13 protein-coding genes are annotated in these 15,610 nt (G+C 69.8%); 8 read left to right on the top strand and 5 right to left on the bottom strand.

Annotated features, from left to right (window positions below; translation table 11 throughout):
• The 3 genes from A3IC_RS0112230 to A3IC_RS53960 all read right to left on the bottom strand — a co-directional run.
• Positions 1–855, bottom strand: an 855-nt coding sequence (locus A3IC_RS0112230) for a beta-ketoacyl synthase N-terminal-like domain-containing protein (protein ID WP_020550340.1), incomplete at its 3' end; no start/stop codon positions are given.
• Complete coding sequence (locus tag A3IC_RS62190; RefSeq protein ID WP_020550341.1) at positions 852–2,243, bottom strand: helix-turn-helix domain-containing protein; 1,392 nt, start codon at positions 2,241–2,243, stop codon at positions 852–854. The genes A3IC_RS62190 and A3IC_RS0112230, both read right to left, overlap by 4 nt.
• Before the next feature lie 299 nt (positions 2,244–2,542).
• Entirely contained in the window at positions 2,543–3,688 is a 1,146-nt protein-coding gene (locus A3IC_RS53960; protein WP_191864110.1) for an acyltransferase family protein, read from the bottom strand.
• A gap of 406 nt (positions 3,689–4,094) precedes the next feature.
• Between A3IC_RS53960 and A3IC_RS0112245 the strand changes: the two genes are divergently transcribed.
• Positions 4,095–5,429, top strand: coding sequence for an acyltransferase domain-containing protein (locus A3IC_RS0112245; RefSeq protein ID WP_020550343.1), 1,335 nt, complete (start codon positions 4,095–4,097; stop codon positions 5,427–5,429).
• A gap of 71 nt (positions 5,430–5,500) precedes the next feature.
• Here A3IC_RS0112245 and A3IC_RS68575 read toward each other — a convergent pair whose 3' ends face one another.
• Both A3IC_RS68575 and A3IC_RS53965 read right to left on the bottom strand, forming a co-directional pair.
• The gene (locus A3IC_RS68575; protein ID WP_020550344.1) at positions 5,501–5,668 is read right to left on the bottom strand and encodes an ATP-binding protein; all 168 of its coding nucleotides are present in this window, start codon (positions 5,666–5,668) and stop codon (positions 5,501–5,503) included.
• 66 nt (positions 5,669–5,734) lie between these two features.
• Positions 5,735–6,391 carry a GntR family transcriptional regulator gene (locus tag A3IC_RS53965; RefSeq protein WP_020550345.1) on the bottom strand — a complete coding sequence of 219 codons (657 nt, stop codon included), beginning with the start codon at positions 6,389–6,391 and terminating at the stop codon, positions 5,735–5,737.
• A 106-nt stretch (positions 6,392–6,497) separates the two neighbouring features.
• On the opposite strand from A3IC_RS53965, the gene A3IC_RS0112265 reads away from it, so the two are divergent.
• The 7 genes from A3IC_RS0112265 (at position 6,498) to A3IC_RS0112295 (ending at position 15,598) form a co-directional block, all read left to right on the top strand.
• Positions 6,498–8,486: a beta-galactosidase gene (locus A3IC_RS0112265; RefSeq protein ID WP_026218170.1), complete on the top strand. Its 1,989-nt coding sequence runs from the start codon at positions 6,498–6,500 to the stop codon at positions 8,484–8,486.
• Positions 8,483–9,817, top strand: coding sequence for an aminomethyl-transferring glycine dehydrogenase subunit GcvPA (gene gcvPA / locus A3IC_RS0112270; RefSeq protein WP_020550347.1), 1,335 nt, complete (start codon positions 8,483–8,485; stop codon positions 9,815–9,817). The genes A3IC_RS0112265 and gcvPA overlap by 4 nt, the downstream gene beginning before the upstream one ends.
• A complete protein-coding gene (gcvPB, locus tag A3IC_RS0112275) occupies positions 9,817–11,373 on the top strand; it encodes an aminomethyl-transferring glycine dehydrogenase subunit GcvPB (RefSeq protein WP_020550348.1) in 1,557 nt (518 codons plus the stop codon). The genes gcvPA and gcvPB overlap by 1 nt, the downstream gene beginning before the upstream one ends.
• The gene (locus A3IC_RS0112280; protein WP_211232280.1) at positions 11,370–12,476 is read left to right on the top strand and encodes an ATP-NAD kinase family protein; all 1,107 of its coding nucleotides are present in this window, start codon (positions 11,370–11,372) and stop codon (positions 12,474–12,476) included. The genes gcvPB and A3IC_RS0112280 overlap by 4 nt, the downstream gene beginning before the upstream one ends.
• Positions 12,473–13,240 (top strand): SDR family NAD(P)-dependent oxidoreductase, encoded by a 768-nt coding sequence (locus A3IC_RS0112285; protein WP_020550350.1) that lies wholly within the window; start codon positions 12,473–12,475, stop codon positions 13,238–13,240. The genes A3IC_RS0112280 and A3IC_RS0112285 overlap by 4 nt, the downstream gene beginning before the upstream one ends.
• Positions 13,241–13,336: 96 nt before the next feature.
• Positions 13,337–14,626 (top strand): ABC transporter substrate-binding protein, encoded by a 1,290-nt coding sequence (locus A3IC_RS0112290; RefSeq protein WP_026218172.1) that lies wholly within the window; start codon positions 13,337–13,339, stop codon positions 14,624–14,626.
• 12 nt (positions 14,627–14,638) lie between these two features.
• The gene (locus tag A3IC_RS0112295) at positions 14,639–15,598 is read left to right on the top strand and encodes a carbohydrate ABC transporter permease (RefSeq protein WP_020550352.1); all 960 of its coding nucleotides are present in this window, start codon (positions 14,639–14,641) and stop codon (positions 15,596–15,598) included.
• Positions 15,599–15,610 lie beyond the last annotated feature (12 nt).

Here is a 15,610-nt window from a genome sequence, read left to right on the forward strand (position 1 = left end):
CCGTGCCAGCACCAGCACACCCACGCCCTCGGAGAAGCCGGTGCCGTCCGCCGCGGCCGCGAACGCCTTGCAGCGCCCGTCCGGAGCGAGCCCGCGCTGCCGGGAGAACTCCACGAAGCCGTCCGGCACCGGAATCACCATCGCCCCGCCGGCCAGGGCCAGCGAGCACTCGCCGTTGCGCAGCGCCGTCACGGCGTGGTGGATCGACACCAGCGACGACGAGCAGGCCGTGTCCATGCTGACCGTCGGCCCTTCCAGGCCGAGGACATAGGAGATCCGACCGGAGGCGACGCTGGTCAGCATCCCGGTCATCGCGTAGCCCTCGACGCCCGTCGACGAGGCGTCGACTGTGGAGGCGTAGCCGGTGTACATCACGCCGACGAACACCCCGGTGTCGCTGCCGCGCAACGAGCGCGGGTCCATGCGGGCCCGCTCGATGGCCTCCCACGTGGTCTCCAGCAGCAGTCGCTGCTGCGGGTCCATCGCCAGCGCCTCCCGCGGCGAGATCCCGAAGAACGCCGAGTCGAAACCCTTGACGTCGCTGAGGAACCCGCCCTCCCGCGCGTAGAACTTGCCCATCGCATCGGGGTCCGGGTCGTACATACCGGCCACGTCCCAGTCGCGGTCGGCGGGGAACTCGGTGATCGCGTCGACGCCGTCGGCGGCCACCCGCCACAACTCCTCGGGCGTGGACACGTCGCCGGGGTAGCGGCAGCCCATGCCCAGGATGGCGATGGGCTCGGACCGGCTCGATTCGAGCTCCTCGACCCGAGCGCGCGCCTTGTGCAGGTCGGCGGTGACCCACTTGAGGTAGTCGAGGAGCTTCTCGTCCTTGTTCGTCTGCCTGTCGCTCATGAGGACACCGCCCGAATCGAGTTCTCCAGTCCCGTGGCGGGACCCTGCTTGGCCAGCACCGACGAGCCGAGCCGTCCTGCCAGGTACAGCGCGAGGTGCAGGCGGAGGTGGTCCTCGCGCAGGGAACGCCCGAGCAGTTGCTCCGCCTTCTTCACCCGGTAGACCACGGTGTTCTTCGCGATGTGCAGGTGTTTGGCCGTGACGGCGACACCCCGCTCGTTGTCCAGCAGGCACCGTACGGTCTCGCGCAACGCGGCCATCGTCCTGTTGTCGGCGGCGAGCGGGCCCAGTTCGCGGCGAACGAAGTCGGCGGTGGCCTCGGCGTCGTTGCCGAGCAGGATCACCAACTCCAGGTTGCCGTAGTCGCACAGCCTGGACGGACCGGGCTCGGTGATGCGGCCGACCCGTTCCGCGGTGACCGCCTGTTCGTGGGAGCGCTGGAAACCGGCCACACCGTCTCCCGGCAATCCGGACGCGACGTGGATGTGCGCGGGCAGGTCCACCGGCTTGTCCGATCGCCCGAGCTCGCCCGGATGGTCGGTGGCGCGGCCACCCCACGCCCACAGCCGCCCCGGGCCCGCGGGGAGCAGCAACATCGACGAGCAGCCCACCTGGTCCAGCAGGCGCAGCGCCGTGGTCTCCAGTTCGCGTCTGCTGTCCGGGGTGACCTCGTCCTGCCACAGGACCAGCGCGACATGGTGCAGCGTCAGGTCGTATTGCAACCGACCCAGCGCCTTTCTCGTGTCGACGGGCTTGCCCTTCAGGATCGCCGACACCAACTCGAAGCGTTCGCCCACGGATCCGGCGAACCAGCGGTTGCGTTCGGCGGCGAATTTCTCGGTCACCGCGGCGGAGAGGGTCTCCATTCCCTCGAACAGGTCGGCCGAGATGGAGCGCATCATGGCCGGCTGGTCCTGGGCGGGGATCTGCGCCTCGCAGAACTCGAACAACTCGTGGGTGAACCGCGCATGCGTGGCCCGGACACAACGCAGCAGGAGATCGACCGTCGTGTTGTCCGCGATGCGTTCCCGAATGGCATTCGTGAGCTCTGCGGAAAGCAGACCGGTAATGGCTCGCACGCCGCTGAGCCGCAATACGACCCAGAGCGCTATCGCCTCGATCAGTCTCGTTTCGCCATACGGTCTTCGGTCGAAGCGGGCGAACGATTCCCCGGCCGGCTCGGCCGGCAGCAGGCGACTGTTTTCGATGGCCCAACCGGTCGCACCCGAACCGACGCGGACGACGACCTCCTCCACCAACTGCGCGTTGGTCGCCGGGAGGTGGAGTACGGAATCGTCGGTGGGGCGCAGCAGATGCAGCAGCGAATAGGTGGATGTGATCTGTCGTTGCGCAGGAATAGCAGCCTGCGATATCGGATAGGCCGACAACGAGTAGCCTCCGTACCGGAAAGCGAGCGCGACTGGTCGTCGGCAGCCTTACACGGTTCCATCCACGGTGGGTAATCGACCGGTAACCGCGCACCCGGGGCGAAATTACCGCCCGATGGGTGGCCGGGCCGGCGTGCGCGACCTGCGTGTCTTCGCGTTCGAGGCGGTATGCCCGGCCGATCGCCACCGGCGTGCCCCGGTCACCCCCGTCCCGCGCGGGTTCGGGCCGCGCAGGACGCGTGGCAGGCCGTGACGCTCCCCGCCGAGCCCTGCCGGCCGCCGGCGGGACGCGTCGTCCGTCAGTGTGTCGCGCGTCGGCCCTCGGCCATCACGGGCGCCGTCGCGGGGGGAGGAAGGTCCGCTCCGATCGACTTCGGTCGGTGTCGCCCGAATCGCCGTACCAGGGGCGTCTCCACGCACCGGTACAGGAGTGCGGAACACGCCAGTGCCACGCCGAGCACGGCGAGTATCAGGAGCACGCCGGTCCCCGACGAGAACGTGCGGGTGGGTCCGATCATGTCGGCGGCCTGCACGATGACGATCCAGTGGACCATGTAGAACGCGAAGGAGATCTCACCCAGGAAAACCATCGTCGGTCCGCGGAACACCGAGGCGGTGCGCTGCCGGTCCGCGACCGCGGCGGCGGCGATCAGGGGCGCGGTCCACACGGTCGCCACACCGGCCGTGCCCGCCAGGTACGGCTCGTACTGGGTGAGCACGTACCCGACGACGGCCAGGCCGAAGGCGGGGACCAGGCCGATGCGCGGCCATCGACCCGCCGCGACGATCCTGGCCAGCAGAATGCCCAGGACGAATTCGAGTGCCCGGGCCGGCGGGAAGAAGTACACGAACCACACCTGGTCGAACGACACTTCGCCGGACACGGAGAAGGCGGTGAGCCGCGGCTGGTCGTTCACCACGAAGGTGGCGACGAGGAACACGCCCACGATCAGCGCGAGTACCCCCGCGAGCGCCGGCCACAGCCACTCCTCGCGGATCCGGCGCAGGACGGGCAGCAGAGCCGGAAAGATCAGGTAGAAGAAGAACTCGCAGCACAACGACCAGCTCACCCCGTTGACCGCCGAGACGGTTCGGATGTCCGGGAACCACGACTGCTGCATGCTCGCGGAGGCGAGCCAGTCGACCATCCGGGTGGGCCGGTCCGTTTCGAGCACGAGCAGGGCCGCCAGGCCGAAGGTGATCAGGTGCATCGGGCCGATCTTCACCAGGCGACGGCGCCAGAACGAACCGGCCGTGTCGTCCGAGCGCGCGGTCCAGGTCAGGACGAAGCCGCTCAGGATGAAGAAGAAGCCGACGCCGTAGGAGCCCGACAGGGCGAATGTCTTCCTGAGTTCCGTTCCCGTGTCACCCGGGACGAGTCCGGTGTACCAGAGGATGTGCGTGGCGAAGACCATCATGGCCGCGAGGAATCGCAGTCCCGTCAACGACGGCAACCGTGCGGGCTCCGGATGTGTGGGCGCGTGCGTGCGGCCGACGCGGCTCGGGCCTGTTTCCCTGGTCACCATGTGATCGTCGGGGCTCGGAGTTCGTGAGCCGGTCCCGCGCCTCGCGGAGCGGGGCGCGTTGGATTCGATGGAAACCGGGTGGACGTGATCTGCGGACGCGCAGGAATAATAGCCTGCGATATCGGAAAGCCCGACAACGAGTGGCCTCCGTACTGGAAAACAGACGAGACTGGGAATCGGCAGCGTTGCACGATTTCTGCCGTACCGGGTAATCCTTCGGTAACCGCGTCCGTGCGGCGGAATTACCGCGCGGTGGGCGGAAAAACGGAGGCGCGCGCTATTCTGCGATTCGCAGTCCGCTGATTGGCGATGACGAGGAGTACTCGTGACCGAGCCGACCACACAAGACGTCCTGATCGGAGTCGGCACCGGAGCCGGAGCCGGCACGGTGCCGTGGGTGCTGTCCGGGCGAAGCGCGCAGGGCCTGCGTGGTCAGGCGGCACGGCTGCTGGCCCGGCTCGAGTCCGACTCGGCACTGAATGTCGTCGACGACGTCGCCGAGGTGGGCCGATCGCTGGTGGCGGCCGGCGCGGCCTTCGAGTACCGGGCCGTGGTGCTGGGGCGCGACCGGGCGGAACTGCTCGCCGGCCTGCGGGCGCTCGTCGAGGAGCGGGGCGCGCCGAACGTGATCGCCGGCCGGGCGACCCGGCAGGCGCAGGCCGATGCCCGGCCGGTGTTCGTCTTCCCGGGCCAGGGCACCCAGTGGGTCGGCATGGCGGTCGAGCTGTTGGACACCTCGCCCGCGTTCGCCCAGGAGATCGGGGCCTGCGAAAAGGCGCTGTCGCCGTACTTGGACTGGTCCCTGGAGGACGTGCTGCGGCAGGCGCCGGGAACACCGCCGCTGGACCGGGTGGACGTCGTGCAGCCCGTGCTGTTCTCGATGATGTTGTCACTGGCCCGGCTGTGGCGCAGGTTCGGCGTGGAGCCCAGGGCGACAGTCGGCCACTCACAGGGCGAGATCGTGGCCGCGCACGTCGCCGGTGCGTTGTCGCTGGAGGACGCGGCGCGGATCGTCGCCTTGCGCAGCAGGGCCCTGACGGCGATTCGCGGTCGTGGCGAGATGCTGACCGTGCTGGCACCCAACGAGCGGGTGCGAACGATGCTGGCCGACTGGGACGGCGCGCTGTCGGTGGCCGCGGTGAACGGCCCGGCCACCATGACCGTGTCGGGCGACGTGAGCGCGATGGCCGAGTTCGGCGCCGCGCTGTCCGCTGCTCGGATGATGCGCTGGCGGGTGCCGGGAGTCGACTTCGCCGCACACTCGGCGCACGTGGAGGACCTGCGGGAGACCCTGCTCGACCTGGCGGCCGGGATCCGACCGGCGCGCGGCGACGTGCCGTTCTACTCGACGGTGACCGGACAGCGCATCGACACCGACGAGCTGGACGCGGAGTACTGGTATCGCAACCTGCGCCAGACGGTGAGGTTCGACGAGGCCGTGCGTTCGCTGGTCACCGACGGCCACACGATCTTCGTCGAGTGCAGCGCCCAGCCGGTGCTCACGGTCGGGATGCAGGACATCGTCGAGGAACTGGGCCGTTCGGCCGTGCTGATGGCGACGCTGCGCAACGAGGACGGCGGGATGGGCCGCTTCCTGGCCGCGGTCGCGGAAGCGTACGTGAACGGCGTCACGGTGGACTGGACGGCGGCGTTCGCGTAACCGGTCCCCGACCCGGCCTGCCGTCTGATCCCGCGGCTGTGCCGGGCCGGGCGCGCCGACTTCGGCCCGGATCAGGTCGACGGCTCGCCGACGTGGGCCGGCAGGATCAGCCGGAAGGTGGCACCCTCGCCGGGCGCGGTACGCAGTTCCAGACGTCCGCCGTGCGCCTGGGCCAGGGACCGGGCGATGGCCGGGCCCAGGCCCAGGCCCGCGCCGGTTCCGGTTCCGCGTCCGCGCATGCTGCGCGGCGGGTCGGCTCCGTCCGGTGTGGACGAAGACGGCCCGCCGAGGTGGCGCGTGATCGGTCAGGCCGGCTCCGGGGTCACCGGGATCCGGCTGGTCATGCGTTCCATGCCGCTGACCCAGTTGTCGCGCAGCGCGGCCGTGGCGGCGGCCACGTCACCGGCGCGCAGGTGCTCGGCGATCCGGCAGTGCTCCTCCGCCTCGCGCTCCAGCAACGTGTCCTCACCGGCGATCAGGTGGGTGTAGCGGCGCATGCCCGCCTTCACGCTGGTCACCAGATCGAGCAACCGCTCGTTCGGGCATTTCCCGAGCAGCAGGTCGTGCCACTCGTCGTCGTGCCACTCGATCTCTGACTGCTCCGCCACCGGATCCGGGAAGCTGCGGGCAAGTCGTAGCAACTCCGGTGCCATCTCCCGCAGTTCATCCGGATCCGAGAGCTCCAGGGCGAGCGACTCCAGCCCCGCGACGATCTCGCACAGCTCGCGGAACTCCTTGCTGCTGACCGGCGCGAACCGGAAGCCACGCCCCTGATTGCTCTCCAGGACGCCTTCGCCGGCCAAGGTGATCAGGGCTTCGCGCAGGGGGGTGCGGCTGACGCCCAACTCGGCGGCGAGCACCACCTCGTTGATGTCCTTGCCTGCCGCGAAGTCGCCTCTGTCGAGGCGCAGAAGCAACTCCTCGCGGATCTGCTCCCGCAGAGGTCGCCGCTGGATGGCCATGTGTCGGTTACTCCTTGTGTCGATCGACGCCAATAACTGGTGCTTGACATGACGCACCGCACACACCTTGAATTATGAATACAGAATACATGAACGGGAGGTCGACGTGCGGTTGACGCGAGTGCCGGGATTGCTGTTCGGGGGTGACTACAACCCCGAGCAGTGGCCGGAGGAGGTCTGGGCCGAGGACGCCAAGCTGATGGTCGAGGCCGGCGTGAACATGGCGACCGTCGCGGTCTTCTCCTGGTCACGCCTGGAACCCCGGCCGGGGGAGTACGACTTCGGCTGGCTGGACCGGGTACTCGACCTGCTGCACGGGCACGGCATCGCCGCCGACCTGGCCACCGCGACCGCGACCCCACCGCCGTGGCTGGTCCGCGAGCACCCCGAGGTGTCGCCGGTCGACGCGAACGGCACCCGGCTCGAATTCGGCTCCCGCCAGGGCTACTGTCCCAGCTCGCCGATCTTCCGGGCGGCCGCCGTGCGACTGACCCGGGCGATGGCGCGGCGTTACGCCGAGCACCCGGCCCTGGCCATGTGGCATATCGGCAACGAGTACGCGGACCACACGCTCGAATGCTTCTGCGACGAGTCGGCCCGGCACTTCCGGCGTTGGCTGAGCGGGCGATACGAGCACATCGACGGCCTCAACGCCGCCTGGGGCACCTCCTGTTGGGGTCAGCACTACACCGACTTCGAGCAGATCGCCCCGCCGCGCAAGGCACCGGGCCCGGTCAACCCGACCCAGGTACTGGACTGGCGCCGGTTCTGCTCGGACGCGCTCCTGGAGTGCTTCGAGGCGGAGAAGAGCGTGCTGCGCGAGGTCACCCCCGACATCCCGGTGACCACGAACTTCATGAGCATCCTGCACGGCCTGGACTACTGGAAGTGGGCCGGCGCCGAGGACATCGTCAGCGACGACGCCTACCCCGACCCGGCCGACCCCACCTCGCACGTGGCCATCGCGCTCAGCTACGACCTGATGCGCTCGCTCAAGCGGCGCCCGTGGCTGCTCCTGGAACAGGCGCCGAGCGCGGTGAGCTGGCGCGAGGTCAACGTGCCCAAGCCGCCCGGCAAGATGCGCCTGGACAGCCTCCAGGCGCTCGCCCACGGCGCCGACGGAGTGATGTTCTTCCAATGGCGCCAGGCCCGCTACGGACCGGAGAAGTTCCACTCCGCCCTCCTGCCACACGGTGGTGTCCACACCCGGGGATGGCAGGACACGCTACGCCTGGGCGGCGAACTGGAAAAGCTCGCCGAGATCGCCGGTACCCACACCACCGCGGACGTCGCACTGCTTTTGGACTGGTCCTCGTGGTGGGGACTGGAGGCCCCCGAGTCGATGCCGTCCAAGCGGCTGGAGCTCAAGCGACTCCTGGACGCCTGGTACGCGCCGCTGCACGCCCGCGGCATCACCGTGGACCTGGCCCCGCCGGACCGCGACCTGTCCGCCTACCGCCTGGTCATCGCCCCCAACCTCTACCTGTGCACCGACGAACAGGCGGAGAACCTGCGGGCGTTCGACGGCGAGCTGATCGTCGGCCCGTTCAGCGGCGTGGTCGACTCGGCCGACCGGGTGCACCCCGGCGGCGCCCCCGGACCGCTGCGCGACCTGCTCGGCCTCAGCGTCGACGAGTTCTGGCCGCTGGCCGACGGAAGCACGCAGAGCGTGCGCCACGCCGACGGCACCCCGGGCACCGCGACCCGGTGGGCCGAGTGGCTGCGGCCCGAGGGGGCCACCCCGATCGCCGACTACGAGGGCGGCGACCTGGCCGGGCAGCCCGCGATCACCCGGCTCGGCCGGGCCACCTACGTGGGCTGCGCCCTCGACGACGTCACCCCGATCCTGGCCGACGTGCTGACCCGCGCCGGCGTGCGCTCCGTCGCGGACGTACCGCCGGCGGTCGAGGCATGCCGGCGGACCGGGCCCGACGCCGACTACCTGTTCCTGCTCAATCACGGCACGACCACCGCGGCACTGACCCTGCGCGCCCCCGGCACGGACCTGCTGACCGGGCGCGACCTGAACGGCTCGATCGAGATCGGGCCCAGGGACGCCGTGGTGCTGCGCACCGCTCACGAGGGAGAGAAGTGACCCACCCCTACATACCCAATGCCGAGCCGGCCGTGCGGGCCGAGATGCTGGCCGCGATCGGGGTCGAGTCCGTCGAGGACTTCTACACCGACATCCCCGCCGCGCTGCGCCTGAACCGGCCGCTCGACCTGCCCGCGCCGATGGCCTCGGAAACCGAACTGGTCCGGCACATGCGCGGGTTGCTCGGACGCAACACCGACACCACCGAGGTGCTCAGCTTCCTCGGCGGCGGCTGCTACCCGCACCACGTGCCCGCCGTGTGCGACGAGGTCAACTCGCGCGGCGAGTTCCTCACCGCCTACGCGGGCGAACCGTACGAGGACCACGGCCGTTTCCAGGCGCTCTTCGAGTACGTCAGCATGATGGGCGAACTCCTGGAGCTGGACGTCGTCAACGTCCCCACCTACGACGGCTTCCAGGCATCCGGCACCGCGCTGCGGATGGCCGCGCGCTACACCGGCCGGTCCAAGGTGCTGGTCACCGCCGCGATCGGCGCGGACAAGCTGAGCAAGCTGCACGACTTCCTCGCGCCCGACATCGAGATCACCATGATCCCGGTCACCGAGAACGGCGAGGCCGGCGCGTTCACCGTCGACGACACCGTCGCCGCGGTCTACCTGGAGAGCCCCAACCTCTACGGCGTGGTCGAGACCCGGACCGCCGAGATCGCCGAACTCGCGCACAACCAGGGCGCGTTGCTCGTGGTCAGCGCGGACCCGATCTCGCTGGGCGTACTCGCTCCGCCCGCCACGCTCGGCGCGGACATCGTCTGCGGCGACATCCAGTCGCTGGGCATGCACCAGAACTACGGCGGCGGCCACGCCGGCTACATCGCCACCCGCGACGAACCGCGCCTGGTCGCCGAGTTCCCCTCGCGCCTGTTCGGCATCGCACCGACCGCGGTGCCGGGCGAGTACGGCTTCGGCGACGTCTTCTACGACCGCACCTCCTTCGCGCTGCGCGAGGAGGGCAAGGAATGGGTGGGCACCGCCGCGTCGCTGTGGGGCATCACCGCCGGTGTCTACCTCGCGCTGATGGGCCCCGAGGGCATGCGCGAGCTGGGCGAGACGATCCTGGCCCGGACCCGCTACGCGATGGACGAGCTCGCCGCGGTCCCCGGTGTACGGGTGCGGCACGCCGCCGCCGTGCACTTCCGCGAGTTCGCGATCGAGGTGGCCGACACCGACGCGCTGCTCACCGCGCTGCGCGCACACGGCATCTACGCCGGCATCGCGCTGGATGCCACAACGCTGCTGGTCTGTGTGACCGAGCGGCACACCAAGGACGACATCGACACGCTGGTGCGAGCGGTACGAGAGGTGCAGGGCTGATGGGTGCCGTCGGAGAATCCTTCGCGAAGTTGCCGATCGAGGCCAAGCCGCCGCTGCGCCGGTTCCACCAGGCGCGCTGGGACGAGCCGATCATCTTCGACCAATCCAGCCCCGGCCGGCGCGGCATCGGGGTGCCCGAGGCGGGCGTGCCCGCCGTCGAACTGCCCGCCAGCATCCGGCGCGAGACGCCGCCCGCGCTGCCGCAGATGTCCCAGCTGCACGTGCTCCGGCACTACATGCGACTGTCCCAGGAGACCGTGGGCGTCGACCTCGGCATCGCCGTCGGCCAGGGCACCTGCACGATGAAGTACAGCCCCAAGATCAACGACCGGTTCGTCAGCGACCCGAAGATCGCCGAACTGCACCCGGCACAGCCCGAGGACAGCGTGCAGGGCGTGCTCGCGATCTACTGGCAGCTGGAGCAGATGCTCAAGGAGATCTCCGGCCTGGACCGGGTCAGCCTGCAACCGGGCTCCGGTTCGGCGGCGATCTACGCCAACATCGCGATGATCCGCGCCTACCACGCCTCCCGGGGCGAAGGCGAGCAGCGCGACCAGGTCATCACCACGATGTTCTCGCACCCCACGAACGCGGCCTCCCCCAAGACCGCCGGGTACGAGGTGATCACTTTGATGCCGGACGCCGACGGCTACCCGGACATCGAGGCGCTGCGCGCGGCCGTGGGCCCGCGTACCGCCGCGCTGATGATCACCAACCCGGAGGACACCGGGATCTACAACCCCCGGATCGCCGAGTTCGTCGAACTCGTGCACGAGGTCGGCGGGTTGGCCTGCTACGACCAGGCCAACGCGAACGGCATCCTGGGCATCACCCGGGCCGCCGACGCCGGGTTCGACCTGTGCCACTTCAACCTGCACAAGACCTTCTCCACGCCGCACGCGTCCGGCGGTCCGGCCGCGGGTGCCTGCGGAGTCGCGGAGAAGCTGGTGCCGTTCATGCCCGGCCCGACCATCGAGTTCGACGGCGAGCGCTACTTCCTGGACTCCGACCGGCCGCAGTCGATCGGCAAGAACCGGCCCTACCTGGGGGTCACCCAGAACGTGGTGCGCGCCTACGCATGGATCATGGCGCTGGGCGCCGAGGGCCTGCGGCAGGTGGCCGAGACGGCGGTGCTGAACAACAACTACCTGATGCACAAGGTGTTGCAGATCCCGGGCGCCTCCGCCCACTGGGACAAGCGCCGGCTGGAGCAGGTCCGCTACTCGTGGCAGGGCCTGTACGAGGACACCGGCGTGCACTCGGAGGAGATCGGCGTGCGCGCGTCCGACTTCGGGGTGCACTACTGGACCAGCCACCACCCGTACCTGGTGCCCGAGCCGTTCACCCTGGAGCCGACCGAGTCGTACTCCAAGGAGGACCTGGACGAGTACGCCGCGATCCTGGCGCACGTCGCGGACGAGGCGCGCAGCGATCCGGAGTTCGTCAAGGGCGCGCCGTACAACCAGACCGTGCACAAGATCGACCCGACCTGCCTGGACGACCCGGAGCAGTGGGCGACGACCTGGCGGGCGTACGTCCGCAAGCACCTGTCGTGAGAGTCGGCCTGATCGTCAACCCGGTGGCCGGCCTCGGCGGCGCGGCCGGGCTCAAGGGCAGCGACGGCGCCGACGTGCAGCGCGAGGCGCTGGCGCGAGGTGCGATCGCCCGGGCGGGGGAGCGCGCGGCGGTGGCCGTCCGCGCGCTCCTGGCCGCCCGCCCGGACGCCACCGTGGTCACCGTGCCCGGCGCGATGGGCGAGAGCTCCGTGCGCGCCGCCGGTGCGGTGCCCGAACTGGTGGCGTGCGCACCGGGGGAGCCGTCCTCCTCCGCCGACACCCGGGCCGGTGTCCGGGCGCTGGCGGCGGTGGACCTGCTGCTGTTCGCGGGCGGCGACGGCACCGCGCGGGACGTGCTCGACGCCGGGCCGACCGCTCCGGTGCTCGGCATCCCGGCGGGCGTCAAGGTCTACTCCGGCTGCTTCGCGGTCGGCCCGGCGGCGGCCGGACTGGCCGCCGCCGAGTTCACCGGGGACACCGCCGAGGCCGAGGTGGTGGACCTGGACGAACAGGCCTATCGCGAGGGCCGGGTCAGCCCCCGGCTCTACGGCACGCTGACCGTGCCTGCGGCCCGGGTGCGGCTGTCCGGCCGCAAGACCGGCTCCTCGGGCGCCGCGCCGGAGACCGTCGAGGGCATCGCCCGCGAGGTGGTCGCCCGGATGCGCCCGGGCGTGCGCTACATCCTGGGTCCGGGCACCACCACGCGCGCGGTCGGCCGCGCGCTGGGCGCCCGATCCACGCTGCTCGGCGTGGACGTGGTCGCCGACGGCGTGCCGATCGGGGTGGACCTGAGCGAGCGCGCGCTGCTCGACCTGGTGGACGGCCACGAGGTGGAGGCGGTCGTATCGGTGATCGGCGGCCAAGGCTTCGTGCTCGGTCGCGGGAACCAGCAGATCAGCCCGTCGGTGCTGGCCCGCGTACACGGTCTGACCGTGCTCGCCACCCGCACCAAGCTGGCCGCGCTGGGCGGCCGGCCGCTGTTGGCGGACACCGGGGACCCGGCCACGGACGCGCGGTTGAGCGGCTTCGTCAAGGTGGTCACCGGCTACCGCGAGAGCGTCCCCTATCGAATTGTTCCTGCGAGCGAGGAGTGCTCTGGATGAACGGGATGACTGGATCCCTGCACGGCAAGGTCGCCATCGTCACCGGCGGCGGCTCGGGCATCGGCCGGGCAACCGCGCTGATGTTCGCCGCGGAGGGCGCGGACGTGGTGATCGCCGACATCGACGCGGCGGCCGCCACCCGCACCGCCGAGGAGATCACGGCGCGGGGCGCCCGGGCGGTCGCGGTCAAGGCGGACGTCTCCGCCGAGGCGGACTGCGTGTCCGTGGTGTCCACCGCGGTGCAGACCTTCGGCGGGCTGCACGTGCTGTTCAACAACGCGGGCATCATCCGGCGCGCGGACGCGATCGGCACCACGGTCGAGGAGTGGGACCGGGTGATGGCGGTCAACGTGCGCTCGGTCTTCCTGATGTGCAAGCACGCCGTCCCGGCGATGAGCGACGGCGGGTCCATCGTCAACACCGGCTCCGGCTGGGGCCTCAAGGGTGGCGGCAACGCGATCTCCTACTGCGCGTCCAAGGCCGCAGTGGTCAACATGACCCGGGCCCTGGCGATCGACCACGCGGCGGCCGGAATCCGGGTCAACTCGGTCAACCCCGGCGACACGGACACCCCGATGCTGCGCGAGGAGGCCCGGCAACTGGCCGAGGACTGGACGGCCTTCGCGGCCGACGCGGCGGACCGCCCGATGGGCCGGTCCGGCACCCCCGACGAGATCGCCCGCGCGGTCCTGTTCCTGGCCTCGGACGCGGCGAGCTACATCACCGGCACCGCCCTGGTCGTCGACGGCGGCGGCCTCGCCTAGCAATTCCGGCCCCGCTCCCGCCGCCACCGTCGGCGACGGGCGCGGGCCCGGTCCCAGCACGTGCACGTCCCGCACCGATCCCCCCGGAGGCACATCGTGTCATTTTCCCGCGCAGCGAAGACCGTCGCCGTGCTGGCCGTCGGCGCCGCGATCGCCGCAACCACCGGTTGCGGCGGGAGCAGCGGCTCCGGCTCCGGCTCCGGCAAGACCACCGTCACCTGGTCGACCTGGGGCAACCCGGAAGAGCTCGCCCGCTTCAAGGACTTCGAGAAGGACTTCGGCAAGCGCCACCCCGACATCAAGCTGAAGCTCCAGGCGGTGCCCTCCTACAGCGACTACCACTCCAAGCTGCTCACCCAGCTCTCCTCCAAGACCGCGCCCGACGTGTTCTACGTCGGTGACGACTTCATCGGCAAATTCGTCTCCGCCGGAGTGGTCTCGCCGCTCAACGACAAGATGGCGGCCCCCGACAGCAAGGCCAAGCCGGAGGACTTCTTCGACGGCCTGTACGGCGGCGCCAAGAAGGACGGGCAGATCTACGGCATACCCAACGACGCCAACCCCGAGGTGCTCTGGTACGACAAGCAGGCGCTCAAGGACGCCGGCATCACCGAGGACCCGGCCGCGCTGAACGCCCAGGGCAAGTGGACGATGGCCACCTACCTGGAGATGAACCGCAAGCTCAAGGCGGCGGACAAGGCCGGCTCGATCTTCTACAACTGGTACGGCTCGACCTACAGCATGATCAACGGCTTCGGCGGCAAGGTCTACGACGGCGGCAAGTTCGTCGGCAACACCGACGCCAAGTCGCGCGAGGCATTGAAGACCTTGGCGGACGGCTACCAGAACGGGACCTTCCTGGTCGCCGACAACCTGCCCGAGGGCAATGGCTCGGACGTGCAGTTCATCAAGCACAAGGCCGGCTTCTCCGCGGGCGGTCGCTGGATGATCGACACCGTCAAGAAGGGACAGCAGGACAACTACGACATCGTGCCGTTCCCGTCCCAGACCGGCCAGCTGATGCCGCAGACGGTGGCCACCTCCTTCCTGGCGCTGAACAAGAACGCCAAGAACGCACAGGCGGCCTGGACGTTCCTGTCCGAGTTCGTCTCCAAGGACGGCCAGACCGTGCGCCTGAAGGGCGGCGGCAACGCGGTGCCCTCGGTCAAGGGCGCGGACAGCGTGGTGATGGAGGGCTACCCCGCGCACGCGCAGACCTTCGTCGACGCCCGTGACGGTGGCTTCGCCAACTACCCGGAGGAGGCCGGCGTCCCGGAGCTGACGGCGAGCATCAACGATCTGCTGATGAAGTTGTGGACCGGCAAGGTCGGCTTCGACCAGGCGATGAACGACCTCGGCTCGCTCGTCTCCGCCAAACTGCGCTGACCGGGGGCCGCCGTGACCACGTCCACGCTCAGCCGCACCACCGACGCACGGCGCCCGGCCACCGAAACGCCCGAACGCCGCCGGTCCCTTCGGGGCCGGCGGCGCCGGGAACGGTGGTGGGCCGCCCTCTTCCTCGGGCCGCAACTGCTCGTCCTGCTGGCCTTCACGCTGGGACCGCTGGGCTTCGCGGTCGTACTGGCCTTCATGAAGTGGGACGGCCTGGGGGAAAAGTCCTGGGTCGGCTTCGACAACTTCCAGACCCAGCTCTCCGATCCCACCTTCCGCGACGCGGTGCTGAACACGCTGACCCTGGGCCTGATCACGGTGCCGGTGGGTCTGGCGCTCGCCCTGCTGATCGCGATGGCGCTGAACAACGTGCGCGGCAAGACCATCTATCGGGTGATCTACTTCCTGCCGGTGGTGACCAGCTCGGTGGCCGTCGCGGTGATCTGGCAGATGTTGCTGGCCAGTGGTGACCTGGGGATGCTCAACAACACCGTGCACGACTGGTTCGGCATCACCCTGCCGGACTGGCTCAACGATCCGGACTGGGTGATGGTCGCGATCGCCGCGGTGACCATCTGGTCCTCACTGGGCCTGAACGTGGTGATCTTCCTGGCCGGCCTCCAGTCCATCCCGGCGCACCTGACCGAGGTGGCCCGGATCGACGGCGCGGGGCCGGTCCGCGTCTTTCGGCACGTCACGCTGCCGCTGCTGTCCCCGACCATCTTCTTCTCCTTCGTGGTCGCGGTGATCAGCTCGTTCCAGGCATTCGACCAGATCTACGTGCTGGTCGACCCGGATCACAACGAGGGTGCCCGCACGATCGTCTACCAGGTCTACGACCTGGGCTTCAAGAAGTTCGAATTCGGCGCCAGCAGCGCCGCCGCCCTGCTCCTGACGCTGATGACGATCGTGGTGACCGTCGCCCAATTCGGCATGCAGAAGCGCTTCGTCCACTACGAGTCGTAAGAGAGGAGGGTC

This window comes from Embleya scabrispora DSM 41855, assembly GCF_000372745.1.
In the GTDB taxonomy this organism is placed as follows: Bacteria; Actinomycetota; Actinomycetes; order Streptomycetales; family Streptomycetaceae; genus Embleya; species Embleya scabrispora.

Coding starts and splice junctions, on each gene's coding strand:
- gcvPB (WP_020550348.1), top strand. CDS start 9,817: ATGGGTGCCGTCGGAGAATCCTTCGCGAAGTTGCCGATCGAGGCCAAG.
- A3IC_RS0112285 (WP_020550350.1), top strand. CDS start 12,473: ATGAACGGGATGACTGGATCCCTGCACGGCAAGGTCGCCATCGTCACC.
- A3IC_RS68575 (WP_020550344.1), bottom strand. CDS start 5,668: ATGCGCGGACGCGGAACCGGAACCGGCGCGGGCCTGGGCCTGGGCCCG.
- A3IC_RS53965 (WP_020550345.1), bottom strand. CDS start 6,391: ATGGCCATCCAGCGGCGACCTCTGCGGGAGCAGATCCGCGAGGAGTTG.